Origin of the sequence: Sphingomonas sp. 4RDLI-65 (genome assembly GCF_049472435.1) — a bacterium.
In the GTDB taxonomy this organism is placed as follows: Bacteria; Pseudomonadota; Alphaproteobacteria; order Sphingomonadales; family Sphingomonadaceae; genus Sphingomonas.
Genome location: NZ_JBCEBT010000004.1, coordinates 230,055 through 244,832, shown reverse-complemented (window position 1 = coordinate 244,832; position 14,778 = coordinate 230,055). Strand labels below are relative to the sequence as shown.

Here is a 14,778-nt window from a genome sequence, read left to right as displayed (position 1 = left end):
ATCATGCGTGGCGTTGTGCTTCCCTGATAGGCCGGCGTGGGAAGCGGGGGCGCCATCGCGACGCCCCCGGATCCATTCGTCGGTTACATCCTGAACGAGACCGAGGCGACGAACGTGCGGCCGTTCTTGTAGAACGCGGTCGGCCGATCGCGCGTGCCGCTATACTGGGTGTAGGTCGAGTCGAGCAGGTTCTGCGCGTTGACCGTCAGCGTGACTGCCTTGGTCAGGTTGAACCCCGCCGAGAAATCGAGCTGGCTGTACGGCGCGACCATGTCGATCGAGTTCAGGCGACCGATCGCCCGGAAATAGGCCGAGCGATAATTGTAGCTCAGCCGCGCCTGGAACGGCCCGTTCTCGTAATACGGGATCACGTTGACGGTGTGCTTCGACAGATAGGGCAGGTTCAGCCCCTCGTCGGTCGAGCTCTCGGCGTAGGAATAGTTCGCCTGCAGACCGAAGCCATGCCAGATCTCGCCCTGTGCCGACACCAGCGCGCCATTGACGTTGGCATTGCCGCCGTTGCGCGGCTGCGACACCAGATAGGTCGCATTGGACTGCGTCAGCTCGTTGAAGAACACCTGGTTGCTCAGGCCGTTGAGGATGTAATCCTTCACCTCGCGACGGAACAGTTCGAGCGACAGCAGCGTGCCGGTCCGCGGATAGAATTCCGCCGACAGCTCGTAGTTGGTCGACTGGTACGGCTTCAGGTTCGGGTTGCCGCCGCTCGCATCGAGCGTGATGTCGTTGCGGCCGACCGATCCGCCGAGCTGCTCGTAGCGCGGCCGGGCGATCACCTTGGCGACGCTGCCGCGGAAGATCAGGCTCTCACCCGCTTCATAGGCGACGTTCACGCTCGGCAGGAACTTCAGGTAATCGTTCTGGACGCGCTGCGGGACGATCGTCGGCAGGCTTCCGTCGGTCCCCGAAACCTGGTCGGCATAGTTCGACACGTTCTTGGTATAGACCAGGCGCCCGCCGATGTTGCCGCGGAAGCCGCTCTGGTCGAAGTTCAGCTGGACGTAGTTCGCAGCCACCGTCTCGTCGACGATGTACGACGCGGTCGGCTTGGCCACCGCGACGTTGACCGAGTTCGCGAGAATGTCGATCACCGCCTGCTGCGACAGGTTGATATACTGGGTGGCGTTGCCCGTGCCGCCGGTGCCGTCGAACGTGCCGCTCGGCGTCGTGGACGTGTCGACGCCCAGGCTGGCCAGCGTGTAGTTCGAGGTCGAGTAGTTGTTGAAGCCGCTCGCGTTCAGGCGGTTGCGGTGATCGGTGAACTTGCCGCCGATGCGCAGCTCCTTGAACGGCCCCGCCTCGAACGGAATGACCGCGTCATAACCCGCGTAATAATCGCGATCGATCGTCTTGGAGAAATCGATCCCGCCGGCGCGCGCCGCGTTCAGCTGCGTGCCGTTGACGATGACCGGCGCGCCATCGATCGTCTGGAGCTGCGGGCTGTTGCTGCGGCGATAGTTCGCGGCGTTGGTCAGGTCGCCGACATAGTCGACGTTCGCGCTGTCCGAGGTGAAGCCGTAGCTGTACGGAAGGTCGGTCCGCACATCGAGCAGGTATTCGGGATTGCGCCCGCCGATCGCCTTGCTCCAGCCTGCCGTCGCCGACACGCTCGAGCCGCCCGGGCCTTCCCATTCGCCGACCAGGTTGAGGTTGTCGGTCTTCAGCTTGGTCTTGCGGATCAGCAGGTCGAGCTGCGCGCTCTGGCTGCCCGCCGATGCCGCACCGAAGCTCGCATTGGTGACGACGCCGTTCGAGATCGTCGCCGACTGCAGAACGTCGCCGCTCCATGCGCCGGGGATGACGTACATCGACTGGCTGGAATTGTTGTAGTTGCCGTCGATATGCAGGCCGTTGAGCGTCAGCGTGATCTCGTCGGTCGGCTTGGCCTGGACCGTACCGACATAGCTGGTGCGCTCGCGCTCCTGCGTGAAATACGCGTAGTTGATGCCGAACGGCGACACCGCGTTGTCGAGATCGGCGGCGGTGCCACCGGTGATCACCGCGTTCGGGTTCTTCAGCACGCGCTGGCCCGCGGCGTTGGTCGTCAGGAACCGGCTGCCGGCATTCTCGAAGCCGAAGAATTCGACGCCGGCGCGGGTCAGGCTCTGCTTGTCGTAGGTGACCGCGCCGAGCACGCCGAACGTGCCGCCCTCGTTGTGCCAGCTGTACAGGCCCGATGCGCGGACGTTACCCTTGTCGGCGCGGTCGTTGTACGAATAGCCGCCCGACGCGAAGATCGAATTGGCGGGCGTGTCGAGCGGACGGCGCGTGCGGACGATGACGGTGCCGCCGATGCTGCCTTCCTCGATGCGTGGCTCGGGCGACTTGTAGACTTCGAGGCGCTCGACCAGTTCGGGTGCGAGCAGCGAATAGTTGAAGGTACGGCTGGTCGGGTCGTTGTCGTTGCCGCCCCAGTCGGCCGAGGCGACCGCATGGCCGTCGAGCAGCATGCGGTTCAGCGCCGGATCGGTGCCGTGGATCGCGACCTTCTCGCCCTCGCCGAAGCGACGATCGATGCTGACGCCGGGAACGTGAGACAGCGATTCGGCGACGTTGCGGTCGGGGAACTTGCCGATCGCCTCGGCGCTGATGACGTCGACGATCGCATTGGCCTGACGCTTCACCGCGATCGCGCTGCGCAGGCTGCCGCGGATGCCGGTGACCACGATGTCCTGGCCGGTTTCGTCGGCAGCGGGTGCAGGGGCCGCGGGTGCGGTAGCCTGGGCCGGATCCGCCGCAACCGGTGCCGTCGACGGCGCAGGCGATGGTGCCGTCGATGGCGCGGGATCGACCTGCGCGACCGCGGCCGGGGTTATCGCGACGAACACCGCCGCGCTCGACGCCAACAAGATCTGCTTACGAAACATCATCGCCAAAGCCCCTTCCCTAGACGCCGCAGCGTCATCCCCGGCACGGCTCTTACCGCACCCTTGATCACCCTGCCGCAATGGTACTGCTTTGGTTATTATCCGCGCGGCTTGGTACCGTTACCGTATAACCAATTCATGTCGGGAATCCATCGGAAATTACAGTTTCATTACCAATCCGATACGTGTCGTCGAGTTGATGAAGTCCCGTGTCTTTTCCGTTACTTAGCGTCCGTACGCCCTCACAGGCCGGCAAAAGCCCCCACTTTTGCGCCAATGCCGACAATACCATTTCTTGCCGACTCCCCACCCTTTGGGGATTGAAGCGGGCGATTCGATCGGCCAAACGTAATATTATTACGACCAGCCGAAAGCCTGCCCGATGACCCTCGAGATTTGCGTCGACGATATCGCGGGATTCGATGCGGCGATCGCAGGCGGCGCCGATCGTATCGAGCTCTGCGCCGCGCTCGCGCTGGGCGGACTTACCCCCCCGCCCTCGCTGATCGCCGCCTCTATGATTGCAACCGCACGCGCTGCGCCGATCCCCGTCCATATGCTCGTGCGCCCGCGCGAAGGCGGCTTCCACTATTCCGCCAGCGAGGCGGCCCTGATCGCGGCCGACATCACCACCGCTGCCGAAGCGGGCCTTGCCGGCGTGGTCATCGGCGCCAGTCGCGCCGACCACGGGCTCGACACTGACCTGCTGGCATCACTCGTCGCGCACGCCCGTACGCTGGGCACGGCACGCAATACACCGCTCTCGCTCACCCTGCACCGCGCGATCGACCTGTGCGCCGACCTGCCGGCCGCGCTCGACGCCGCGATCGCGCTCGGCTTCGATCGGGTGCTCACCTCGGGTGGCGAGCCCAAGGCGATCGACGGCGCGGCCATGCTCGAAACGCTGCATCGGCGCGCGGCGGGCCGGATCGTCATCCTCGCGGGCAGCGGGATCGACGCGGGCAATGTCGCATCGATCCTGGCGACCGGCATCGACGAAATCCATGCGTCATGCGGCAGCGTCACGGCAGAGAACGGGTCCGCTGACGACGCCCGCGAACGCCGCTTCGGCTTTACCGCACCCGGACGTCGTCACACCGACGCCGCGCGCGTACACGCTCTCAAGGCCGTCCTGGTCGATACGCTCGCGGAACGCGTCGACCAACGGACTTGAACAATACCAATACATAACGTATCCAAGATCGGTTGCCGGGTCATTTCTCGTTTCGAGGCCCGCTCCGGCATCAGCGAAAGTCGCCTTCATGTCCTTTTCAACGAGCATTGGCAGGTTCCGGGATGGCAATCCCGCGCCGTTGTATGTCCAGCTCCAGCAGCTCATCCGCGATGCGATCAACCGCAACGTGCTGGCCAAGGACGACGCGCTCCCTGCCGAGCGTGATCTCGCGGTCGAATACGACGTCTCGCGCATCACCGTGCGCAAAGCGATCGGCGGGCTGGTCGAGGAAGGCCTGCTGACACGTCGTCGCGGTGCGGGCACGTTCGTCGCCACCCGCGTCGAGAAGAGCTTCTCGAAGCTGTCGTCCTTCTCGGAGGACATGATCTCGCGCGGCCGGACGCCGAGCAGCGCCTGGGTCAGCCGCACCGTCGGCATGGTCACGCCCGAGGAGTCGCTGTCGCTCGGGCTGTCGCCGGGGTCTTCGGTGTACCGGTTCCAGCGGATTCGCTACGCCGACGACACGCCGATGGCGCTCGAATATTCGACCATCGCCGGATATTGCCTGCCCTCGATCGATGCGGTCGAGGATTCGCTGTACGAAGCCCTCGAAGCCGCCGGCAATCGCCCGGTCCGCGCGCTGCAACGCCTGCGTGCGGTCCATTTCAGTCCCGAACACGCCAAGATGCTCGGCGTCGATGCAGGCCATGCCGGCCTGTTCATCGAACGCCGCGGTTTCCTGCGCGACGGTCGGGCCGCCGAATTCACCCAATCCTATTACCGTGGCGACGCGTACGATCTCGTCGCCGAACTCAACGACATCTGACGCCGGCGCACGGGCGCCGGCCGGGGGGCTTACCGTGACCGAGACGATACAAGACCGGATATCCGTGGCTGACGACGCCGCGCCGACGCTGATGTTCAGCGAAGCCGCCGAAGCCGCCGACGCCGTTGCGCGGTTGCTCGCCGCCAACCGGGATGCACTGACGGCGCTCGGCGAACGCCTCCGCGCCGCGCCGCCAGCAGTCGTCGTCACCTGCGCGCGCGGCTCGTCCGATCATGCAGCGACCTACGGCAAATACCTGATCGAGACGCTCCTCGGCGTGCCGGTCGCCTCCGCCGCCCCGTCGGTCTCGTCGGTCTATGCCGCACCGATGGCACCCGGCACCGCGCTGGTGATCGCCGTCTCGCAAAGCGGTCGCAGCCCCGATCTGCTCGCCACCGTCTCCGCCTATCAGAAGGCCGGCGCGCACGTCGTCGCGTTCGTCAACGACGAGACGTCGCCGCTCGCCGAGATGGCCGACACGATGATCGCGCTGAAGGCAGGCCCTGAGCGCTCGGTCGCAGCGACGAAATCCTATATCTGCGCACTCGCGGCGTTCGCGGCGCTGACCGCGGCGTGGTCGCAGAACGACGCGCTGACCAAGGCGATCGACACGCTCCCCGACATGCTGACGATGGCGTTCGGCGCGAACTGGACGTCGGTGATCGATGCGCTGGCCGACGCCAACAACCTGTTCGTGATCGGTCGCGGCTATGGCTACGGCATCGCGCAGGAAGCGGCGTTGAAGCTCAAGGAAACCTGCGCGCTCCATGCCGAGGCGTTCAGCGCCGCCGAAGTCCGCCACGGGCCGATGGCAATCGTCAATAACGGCTTCCCGGTGATCGCGTTCGCCACCTCCGACACCGCCGGGGACGGCGTGCGCGAGGCGGCGGCCGAGTTCCGCGCCCGCGGCGCAGTCGTCTGCCTCGCCGATGCGAAGGCGAACGGCGAAGGCGATCAGGCCGCGTTCACCGCGCACCCCGCGATCGAACCGATCCTCATGATCCAGAGCTTCTACCGCATGGCCAATTCCCTGTCGCTTCGCCGCGGCCTCGATCCAGACGCGCCGCTCCACCTGAGCAAGGTGACGAAGACGGTATGAGCCGCCTCCAGATGCAATTCGTCAACGGTACGATTGTCACTCCCGATGCGCTGCTGAACGGCGCGACGATCACCGTTGATGGCGACCGGATCGTCGGAATCGCAGCGCTCGACGGCACGCCGTCGGACGCGATCGACCTCCGGAACGGCTGGCTCGTCCCCGGCTTCATCGACACGCAGGTCAACGGCGGCGGCGGCGTCCTGCTCAACGACCAGCCGACCGTCGACGGCATCGCCGCGATCGGCGCGGCGCATGCGCCCTACGGCACGACGGCGTTCATGCCGACGCTGATCAGCGACACGCCCGACGTGATCGCAGCGACGCTCGATGCGATGGACGCCGCGATCCTGGCGGGTGTTCCCGGCGTAGTCGGCGCGCATATCGAGGGGCCGTGCATCAACCCTGCGCGGAAGGGCATTCACGATCCGGCCAAGTTCCGGCGGCTCGACGACGCGATGATCGAATTGCTGATCCGTCCGCGCAAGGGCCGGGTGATGGTGACGCTCGCGCCCGAACTGACCGATCCCGCTTCGATCGCCCGGCTCGTCGCAGGCGGCGTGATCGTCAGCGCGGGCCATACCGACGCCGATTACGACACGATCGTCGAGGCAGTCGGCGCAGGCCTGACCGGGATCACGCATCTGTTCAACGCGATGTCGCCGCTGCTGCACCGCGCGCCCGGCGTGGTCGGCGCCGCGCTCGACGATCGCCACGTCTATTGCGGGCTGATCGCAGATGGCCTCCACGTTCACGATGCGGCGCTCCGCCTCGCGCTTAACGCCCGCCCCCACGACCGGCTGATGCTGGTCAGCGACGCGATGCCGTCGGTCGGCGCGGTCGACAAGGATTTCCGCCTGCAAGGCCGCCTGATCCATGTCGAGGGCGGCAAGTGCTTCGGCGAGGACGGGACGCTCGCCGGCTCCGATCTCGACATGGCCGGCGCGGTCCGCAACCTCGTCGCACGGACCCATGCCGATGTCGCCACCGCCGCGAAGATGGCGGCGACCAACCCCGCCGCGTTCCTGGGCCTCGGCCGTGAGCGCGGCGCACTCGCCCCCGGCCTGCGCGCCGACTGGGTCGCGCTCACCGCCGACCTGAGGCCCGCGGGCACCTGGATCGGCGGCCAACTGGTCGCAGGCAGGACTTGAAACGATGAAGCCTATCATCCTGACGTCGCCCCTCCAGGGCTGGGCATCGCCTCTCGAGGCGGTCCCCGACCCGGTCTTCGCCGAACGGATGATGGGCGACGGGATCGCCGTCGATCCGACCGGCGATTGCCTGCACGCGCCGTGCGATGCCGTCGTGCTGAGCGTCCACGCCAGCGGCCACGCGATCACGCTGCGCACGCCCGAGGGCGCCGAGATCCTGATGCACATCGGCCTCGACACCGTGGCGCTCGGCGGACGGGGGTTCAGCCCATGCGTCGTCGAAGGCGCGACCGTCCAGCGCGGCGATCCGCTGATCCGCTTCGATCTCGACCTGCTGGTCTGCGAGGCTCGCGCGGTGATCACGCCGGTGATCGTCACCAACCCCGAACGCTTCACGATCGTCCGCCGCGAGACGGATCGGCTGGTCGGAGTCGGTGAGGCCATGATGACGCTGGAACCGCGCGTCGACGCGGCCGACGTGGCGGTGGTCGAGGGCGACACGGTCCGCCGCACGATCGTCGTGCCTTTGGTCCACGGCATCCACGCGCGGCCGGCTGCTCGGATCGGCGAGACCGCGCGGAAGTTCGTGTCCGAGATAAAGATTACGAAGGATGCCCCGGTCGAGGCCGATCGGCGCGACTGCAACGTCCGCAGCCCGGTCGCGCTGATGGCGCTGGGCGTAAAGCTCGGCGACCAGATCACGATCGCCGCGACCGGCCCCGACGCTGCCGACGCGCTCGCGGCAATCGGCGACCTGATCCTCGGCGGCATGGGCGAGAAGGCGGGGTCCCCTCCAGTGTTCCCCCGCGAAGGCGGGGGCCCAGGAATCCCAACCGATAACGCTGCTGGGTCCTGGGCCCCCGCCTCCGCAGGGGAACCGGGAGTAGCAGGCGGGAAGGTCTTGTCCCTCCCAGCCGACGGCCGCCTCCCCGGCGTAACCGCCTCCCCCGGCATCGCGATCGGCCAGGCCGGACTCTTCCGCCTCGCCGAGATCACCGTGACTCGCGAAGGCGCAGGCGCAACCACCGAACGCACCGCGCTCGACGCCGCGCTAGCCAAAGTCACCACCCGCCTCACCACCAAATCCGCCATCGCAACCGGCCCCGAACGCGCAATCCTGTCCGCGCATACCGCCCTGCTCGACGACCCCACGCTGACCGACGCTGCCCACGCCGCGATCGCGAACGGCGACAGCGCCGCCTACGCGTGGCGCACCGCGATCCGCGCCCAGGCCGACGCACTCCACGCCACCGGCGACGCCCGCCTCGCCGAACGCGCCGACGACATGCTCGACCTCGAACGCCAGGTCCTGCGCGCACTCGCCGGCGAAGACCTCGACGAACGCCTCAGCTTACCGCCCGGCACGATCCTGTTGGCCGACGACCTGCTCCCCTCGCACCTGCTCGGCCTCGACACCGCCTCGATCGTCGGCTTCTGCGTTGAGCGCGGCGGCCCCACCTCGCACGTCGCGATCCTCGCCGCGACGATGGGCCTGCCCGCACTCGTCGCAGTCGGCCCTGCCCTCGCCGAGATCACGACGGGCACGCCACTGATCCTCGACGCCGGCGCAGGCCTGCTCCATGTCGCCCCCGACGCCGAAACGCAGGCAACCGCAAAAACCGCATTCGACGCCCAGACCGAACGCCGCCGCGCCGCACTCGCCAACGCCGCGCGCGAATGCCGCACACAGGACGGCGTCCGGATCGAAGCCTTCGCCAATCTCGGCTCGGCCGACGATGCCGAGGCCGCGGTCCGCAACGGCGCCGAAGGCTGCGGCCTGCTCCGCACCGAATTCCTGTTCCTCGAACGCAACAGCGCCCCCAGCGTCGAGGAACAGACCGCCGACTACCAGCGCATCGCCGACACGCTAGCCGGCCGACCGCTGATCGTCCGCCTGCTCGACATTGGCGGCGACAAGCCCGCCCCCTACCTCCCGATCGCCGCGGAAGAGAACCCGGCGCTAGGCCTGCGCGGCATCCGGGTCGGCCTAGCCCACCCCGAGATGCTCGATGCACAGTTGCGCGCCATCCTCGCAGTCCAACCCGCCGGCCAGTGCCGCATCATGGTCCCGATGATCGCGAGCCTCGCCGAACTCCGCGCGGTCCGCAAAGCACTCGACGCAGCAGCCGCCGCGATCGGCCACACAGAGCACGTCGCCCTCGGCATCATGATCGAGACGCCCGCCGCCGCGATCACCGCCGACCTGCTGGCCAGCGAAGCCGACTTCCTCTCGATCGGCACCAATGACCTGACGCAATACGCGCTGGCGATGGACCGCGGCAATCCGGCGGTGGCGAGCGACCTCGACGGGCTCCACCCCGCCGTCCTCCGTCTGATCGCACGGACCTGCGAAGGCGGCGCGGTCCACGGCAAATGGACCGGCGTGTGCGGCGGCCTCGCCTCCGATCCGCTCGCCGTACCGATCCTGATCGGCCTCGGCGTCACCGAACTCTCGTCCGCGCCCGCGCTGGTGCCCGAGATCAAGGCACTGGTCGCAACCCTCACGATCGACGCCTGCCGCGCGCACGCTGCGGCCGCAATGACCTGTATCTCAGCCGCGGATGTCCGCGCGCTCGCCCGGGAATTCCGCCCATGAAATCGGTGCTAGAACTCCTCCAGCCGCTCGGCCGCGCACTGATGCTGCCGATCGCGGTGCTCCCCGTCGCCGGCCTCCTGCTGCGTCTCGGCCAACCCGACCTGCTCGACATCGCCGTGCTCAGCGCCGCTGGCGATGCGATCTTCTCGCACCTCGGCCTGCTGTTCGCGATCGGCGTCGCGACCGGTTTCGCGCGCGACGGCAACGGCGCGGCGTGTCTCGCCGGCGTGGTCTGCTACCTCGTCACCACCCAAGGTGCGCAAGCGCTGATGACCGTCCCCGCCGACGCGCTCAAAGGTCTGACCGGCGACACCATCGCCCTCGCCACCGCGGCGTGGAAAGCCAAGGCGATCGCGCGCCTCGACGTCCCGATCGGCATCCTCTCCGGCCTGATCGGCGGCAGTTTCTACAACCGTTTCTCCGCGATCGCGCTCCCCGAATATCTCGCCTTCTTCGGCGGACGCCGGTTCGTGCCGATCGTCAGCGGCGTCGCGGGCCTCGTGCTCGGCATCGTCGTCGGCCTCGGCTTCGGCGCGCTCAGCACCGGGATCGACGGCCTCAGCTACGGGATCAGCGGCGCGGGCGGGTTCGGCCTGTTCGCGTTCGGCCTGCTCAACCGCCTGCTGCTCGTCACCGGGCTGCATCACCTGCTCAACAACATCGTCTGGTTCGTCGCCGGCGACTATCAGGGCACAACCGGTGACCTCCGCCGCTTCTTCGCGGGCGATCCGACTGCGGGCGCGTTCATGGCGGGGTTCTTCCCGGTGATGATGTTCGGCCTGCCCGCTGCCTGCCTCGCAATGTACCACGCCGCGCTGCCCGAGCGCCGGAAAGCGGTGGGCGGCATGCTGCTCAGCCTCGCGCTCACCTCGGCACTGACCGGCGTGACCGAGCCGATCGAGTTCAGCTTCATGTTCCTCGCCCCCGTGCTCTACGCGATCCACGCGGTGCTGACCGGCGTGTCCATGGCGTTGATGGATGCGCTCGGCGTGAAGCTCGGCTTCGGCTTCTCCGCCGGGCTGTTCGACTATGTGCTGAACTACGGCAAGGCAACCAAGCCGCTGCTGCTGCTCCCGGTCAGCCTCGCCTATGCCGCAATTTATTATTTCCTGTTCCGCACCGTCATCAAGCGCCTCGACCTGCCGACCCCCGGCCGAGAGCGCGATGCGCCCGTCGCCGCGGCAACGATCGCCAAAAGCGAACGCGGCGCAGCGTTTGCCGAGGCGCTTGGCGGGGCCGCGAACCTGACGAGCGTCGGCGCCTGCACGACGCGGCTGCGCCTGATCGTCGTGGACCAGAAACGCGTCGACGAGCCGCGCCTGAAGGCGCTCGGCGCTCGCGGCCTGATCCGCCCATCGGCCAACGCGCTCCAGATCGTGCTCGGCCCGATCGCGGATTCGGTTGCAGTCGAAATCCGTGATGCGATCGCAGCCGGTGGTGCACCCCCGGTCTCTGCGCGGGCGGTTACCGCCGTGTCCGACGATGTCCGCCTGACGGCCGCGACGCTCGCCGCACTCGGCGGTCCGGACAACGTCGAGGCGGCGAGCCGACACGGAACGCGCCTGCGTATTCGCCTGAAGGATACGAACCACATCTCTACGCCCGCGCTCGAAGCACTCGGCGTCCATGCGATCGCACGACCGAGCACGGGCCTGCTACATTTGCTGCTCGACGACGACGCCGCGATCGTCGCAGGCTGACGCCCAGAAGTCAGCCAGAAGAGCGGCCGGTCAGGGTGCCGGCCGTTCCACCTGCGCTTCGGCCAGATAGACGCCGAACAGCCCATCGGGATCGGTCCACGCGGCGATCGGCGTCCATCCTCCAGACCGCAGCAGGATGCGCGCATCGCGTGCACCGTATTTGTGGCTGTTCTCTGTGTGAACCGTCTCGCCCGCCGCCATCTCGAACGACCGCCCATCGACCGTAAACGCAACGTCCCGCACCGCCTCTAGATGCATCTCGATCCGCGCGCGATCGTCGTTCCACACCGCCTTGTGACGGAACGCATCGACCGGAATATCGCCGCCGAGTTCGCGGTTGATCCGCTCGAGCAGGTTGAGGTTGAACGCCGCGGTCACACCCTGCGCATCGTCATACGCTGGCACCAGCACGTCCTCACCCTTGATCCGGTCCATCCCGATCAACAGCATCGCGCCGACACCGAGCGACGTCCGCATCGCGCGCAACAGGTCGACCGCCATAAGCGGGATCATGTTGCCTATCGTCGATCCCGGGAAGAACCCGAGCTTCGGCGTCTCGGCGATCGTCTTCGGCAGGCTCAGCGGCCGCATGAAATCGGCCTCGAACGGCAGCACCAGCAGGTCGGGGAACTGCTCGCCCAGCACCTTCGACGACTCCCGCAGGAAATCGCCCGAGATGTCGATCGGCACGTACACCGATGGCGCGACGGCATCGAGCAGGATCGGCGTCTTGGTCGACGATCCCGACCCGAACTCGACCACCGCACGGCCCTCGCCGGCCAGCGTCGCCACCTCCGGACACGCGGTCTCCAGGATCGCCCGCTCGGTCCGCGTCGGATAATATTCGGGCAAGTCGGTGATCTTCTCGAACAGCTCCGACCCGCGCCGATCATAGAACCACCGCGCCGGGATCGCCCGAGGGCGTCGCGCGAGCCCGTCCAGCACGTCCGCACGGAACTGCGGATCAGCCAACGTCTGCTGGCCGTCCTCGATCTCAGGCTTCAACATCAGATATCTTTCGCGAGGCGCACGCCGGTGAACTGCCACCGTTGATGCGGATAGAAGAAATTGCGGTAGCTCGCCCGCGCGTGACCGCGCGGCGTTGCACAGCTGCCACCGCGCAGGATAAACTGCGAGCTCATGAACTTGCCGTTATACTCGCCGACCGCCCCCGCCGCAGTGACGAACCCGGGATAAGGCCGGTACGCGCTGCCGGTCCATTCCCAGACGTCGCCGAAGAACGCCGGTCCGCCCGCGGATGGCCGCGGCTCGACGGGGCTGGCGACATCCATCTGGTTGCCACCGGTCGCATCATGCGAGGCGGCCGCCGCCTCCCATTCGAACTCGGTCGGCAACCGCGCGCCAGCCCAGCTCGCATACGCATCCGCCTCGAAAAAGCTGACATGCGTCACCGGCGCCGCCGGATCGATCGCCCGCCGCCCGTCGAGCCCGAACCGCGTCCAGCCGGACTCGCCCTGCTCCCAATAGAGCGGCGCGACGATGCCCTCGGCCTTCACCCAGGCCCAACCATCCGCCAGCCAATGCCGCGCTTCGGTATAGCCGCCATCGGCAATGAACGCCGCCCATTCGCCATTCGTCACGGTCCGGTCGGCGAGGGCGTGCGGCGCGAGCAGCGCGCGATGTCGCGGGCCCTCGCAATCGAACGCGAAGCCCTCGCCGTCATGCCCGACCTCGACGATCCCGCCCTCGTGCGCGATCCAGCCGATCGGCCCCGGCATCGCGACCGGGACTTTCCGCGCCGCCGGCCACATCGCCGGCTCGAGCGGGTTCTCCGAAAACATGTGGAGGATATCGGTCACCAACAGCTCTTGGTGCTGCTCTTCATGATGGCACCCGAGCGCCACCAATTCTCGCGCCTCCTCCGGCAAATCCGGCAGCGCGTCGAGCAACGCCGCATCGACATGTGCGCGATACGCCCGCACCTCGTCGATCGACGGCCGCGTCACCATCCCACGCCGATCGCGCGCATGGCGGCGCCCCTCGGCCTCGTAATAGCTGTTGAACAAAAACGGGAAACGCTCGTCGTGCAACACGTAGCCGGCGACATGATCGCGCAACACGAACGTCTCGAAGAACCAGGTCGTGTGCGCGAGATGCCACTTCGTCGGCGACGCATCGGGCATCGACTGCACCGTCGCATCGGCATCCGTCAGCGGTGCCGCAAGTCCCAGCGTCAGCGCGCGCACCGCCGCGAACCGCTGCGCCAAGTCCGACCAATGGGAGGCGGTTGCATCGGGGCGGATAGGCTGCGGCATCGATCTTCCTTCAGTGCGACGCCCGGTACCGCAGTCGGTACCACGACGCTCGAACGCCGATCACGCCTGCGCGCGCGTAGCCCCCGGTCGCCATAGAACGTCGCCGGCCCCGTTTTGGTTCACCACGCGCGACGCGACGAACAGGAAATCCGAAAGTCGGTTAACATACGCTAATGCTGCCGGATTTAGCGTCATGTCCCCGACGGCAACCGCGGAACGCTCGGCCCGCCGGGTGATCGCGCGCGCCAGATGCAGCGCCGCGGCCTGCGGCGACCCGCCCGGCAGGATGAAGCTGCGCAGCGGCGCGAGATGCGCGTTCATCGCATCGATCTCGCGCTCCAGCCGCTCGACCTGCTCCGGTACGATCCGCAGCACCATCTCCGACGGCGCAAAGCCGTTTTCGCCCGCGGGAGTCGCCAGGTCGGCACCGAGATCGAACAGATCGTTCTGGATCCGCTCCAGTGCGGCGGCCAGCGGATCGCTGCCCAACGCCACCACCGCGACGCCGATCGCCGAGTTCGCCTCGTCGACATCGCCGATCGCTTGCATCAGCGCACTCGCCTTCGACACGCGCGATCCGTCGACCAGCCCGGTCGTGCCGTCGTCGCCGGTCCGCGTGTAGATCTTGTTCAGCTTGACCATCGGCCCATTCCCTCAGTCCGACCATTCCTTAAGTCGGAAGCGTACCAAAACCCGTCACTCCGAGAGCCCGTCACCCCAGCGAAAGCTGGGGTATCCCACGTGGTTCGCGACGCTCGCCCAACGGTGAGATCCCAGCATCCGCTGGGATGATGGTTTTGGGTTTGCCCCGTAACCTGATCCCGACCTAGTTCCGGCCCGCCGCGAACAGGATCACCACCACGATCAGGATTGCCAGCGCCTGGAAGAAGATCCGCTGCTGCATCATCCGATTCGATTTCAGCGAGGCGGCACTCGGGCCGTTGCCGTCGCGCACCTGCGCGGTGCCCTCCTGCAGGAACGACACGACGCCCCGCACCAGAGCCACGACGGTCGCGATCATCGCCGCGATCAGGAGGATGACGAGGAATGTGTTCATGCGCCGAATGTAAGCGC

11 protein-coding genes are annotated in these 14,778 nt (G+C 67.3%); 6 read left to right on the top strand and 5 right to left on the bottom strand.

The window, feature by feature from the left end; translation table 11 throughout:
* Positions 1-83: 83 nt before the first annotated feature.
* On the bottom strand, positions 84-2,888 hold the full coding sequence (locus VH567_RS11715; protein WP_423326275.1) for a TonB-dependent receptor: 2,805 nt from the start codon (positions 2,886-2,888) through the stop codon (positions 84-86).
* 379 nt (positions 2,889-3,267) lie between these two features.
* On the opposite strand from VH567_RS11715, the gene VH567_RS11710 reads away from it, so the two are divergent.
* From VH567_RS11710 to nagE, 6 genes are all read left to right on the top strand, one after another.
* Positions 3,268-4,059 (top strand): copper homeostasis protein CutC, encoded by a 792-nt coding sequence (locus tag VH567_RS11710; RefSeq protein ID WP_423326273.1) that lies wholly within the window; start codon positions 3,268-3,270, stop codon positions 4,057-4,059.
* An 88-nt stretch (positions 4,060-4,147) separates the two neighbouring features.
* Positions 4,148-4,885 (top strand): GntR family transcriptional regulator, encoded by a 738-nt coding sequence (locus tag VH567_RS11705; RefSeq protein ID WP_423326271.1) that lies wholly within the window; start codon positions 4,148-4,150, stop codon positions 4,883-4,885.
* A 91-nt stretch (positions 4,886-4,976) separates the two neighbouring features.
* Complete coding sequence (locus VH567_RS11700; RefSeq protein WP_423326542.1) at positions 4,977-5,984, top strand: SIS domain-containing protein; 1,008 nt, start codon at positions 4,977-4,979, stop codon at positions 5,982-5,984.
* The gene (nagA, locus tag VH567_RS11695; protein WP_423326269.1) at positions 5,981-7,132 is read left to right on the top strand and encodes an N-acetylglucosamine-6-phosphate deacetylase; all 1,152 of its coding nucleotides are present in this window, start codon (positions 5,981-5,983) and stop codon (positions 7,130-7,132) included. Before VH567_RS11700 ends, nagA begins: the two co-directional genes overlap by 4 nt.
* 4 nt (positions 7,133-7,136) lie before the next feature.
* A complete protein-coding gene (ptsP, locus tag VH567_RS11690; RefSeq protein ID WP_423326267.1) occupies positions 7,137-9,728 on the top strand; it encodes a phosphoenolpyruvate--protein phosphotransferase in 2,592 nt (863 codons plus the stop codon).
* Positions 9,725-11,428 (top strand): N-acetylglucosamine-specific PTS transporter subunit IIBC, encoded by a 1,704-nt coding sequence (gene nagE, locus VH567_RS11685; RefSeq protein ID WP_423326265.1) that lies wholly within the window; start codon positions 9,725-9,727, stop codon positions 11,426-11,428. Before ptsP ends, nagE begins: the two co-directional genes overlap by 4 nt.
* A 30-nt stretch (positions 11,429-11,458) precedes the next feature.
* Here the strand turns inward: nagE and egtD are convergent, their stop codons facing one another.
* The 4 genes from egtD to VH567_RS11665 form a co-directional block, all read right to left on the bottom strand.
* Complete coding sequence (gene egtD / locus VH567_RS11680) at positions 11,459-12,436, bottom strand: L-histidine N(alpha)-methyltransferase (RefSeq protein WP_423326263.1); 978 nt, start codon at positions 12,434-12,436, stop codon at positions 11,459-11,461.
* Positions 12,436-13,704: an ergothioneine biosynthesis protein EgtB gene (gene egtB / locus VH567_RS11675; protein WP_423326261.1), complete on the bottom strand. Its 1,269-nt coding sequence runs from the start codon at positions 13,702-13,704 to the stop codon at positions 12,436-12,438. The genes egtD and egtB overlap by 1 nt, the downstream gene beginning before the upstream one ends.
* Before the next feature lie 60 nt (positions 13,705-13,764).
* A complete protein-coding gene (locus VH567_RS11670; RefSeq protein ID WP_423326259.1) occupies positions 13,765-14,346 on the bottom strand; it encodes a cob(I)yrinic acid a,c-diamide adenosyltransferase in 582 nt (193 codons plus the stop codon).
* A gap of 184 nt (positions 14,347-14,530) precedes the next feature.
* Complete coding sequence (locus VH567_RS11665) at positions 14,531-14,761, bottom strand: twin transmembrane helix small protein (protein ID WP_056052241.1); 231 nt, start codon at positions 14,759-14,761, stop codon at positions 14,531-14,533.
* Between the last annotated feature and the right edge of the window lie 17 nt (positions 14,762-14,778).

Bases quoted from the DNA above. Each gene is read 5' to 3' on its own strand.
- VH567_RS11715 (WP_423326275.1), bottom strand. From the start codon at position 2,888: ATGATGTTTCGTAAGCAGATCTTGTTGGCGTCGAGCGCGGCGGTGTTC.
- VH567_RS11710 (WP_423326273.1), top strand. From the start codon at position 3,268: ATGACCCTCGAGATTTGCGTCGACGATATCGCGGGATTCGATGCGGCG.
- VH567_RS11705 (WP_423326271.1), top strand. From the start codon at position 4,148: ATGTCCTTTTCAACGAGCATTGGCAGGTTCCGGGATGGCAATCCCGCG.
- VH567_RS11700 (WP_423326542.1), top strand. From the start codon at position 4,977: ATGTTCAGCGAAGCCGCCGAAGCCGCCGACGCCGTTGCGCGGTTGCTC.
- nagA (WP_423326269.1), top strand. From the start codon at position 5,981: ATGAGCCGCCTCCAGATGCAATTCGTCAACGGTACGATTGTCACTCCC.
- ptsP (WP_423326267.1), top strand. From the start codon at position 7,137: ATGAAGCCTATCATCCTGACGTCGCCCCTCCAGGGCTGGGCATCGCCT.
- nagE (WP_423326265.1), top strand. From the start codon at position 9,725: ATGAAATCGGTGCTAGAACTCCTCCAGCCGCTCGGCCGCGCACTGATG.
- egtD (WP_423326263.1), bottom strand. From the start codon at position 12,436: ATGTTGAAGCCTGAGATCGAGGACGGCCAGCAGACGTTGGCTGATCCG.
- egtB (WP_423326261.1), bottom strand. From the start codon at position 13,704: ATGCCGCAGCCTATCCGCCCCGATGCAACCGCCTCCCATTGGTCGGAC.
- VH567_RS11670 (WP_423326259.1), bottom strand. From the start codon at position 14,346: ATGGTCAAGCTGAACAAGATCTACACGCGGACCGGCGACGACGGCACG.
- VH567_RS11665 (WP_056052241.1), bottom strand. From the start codon at position 14,761: ATGAACACATTCCTCGTCATCCTCCTGATCGCGGCGATGATCGCGACC.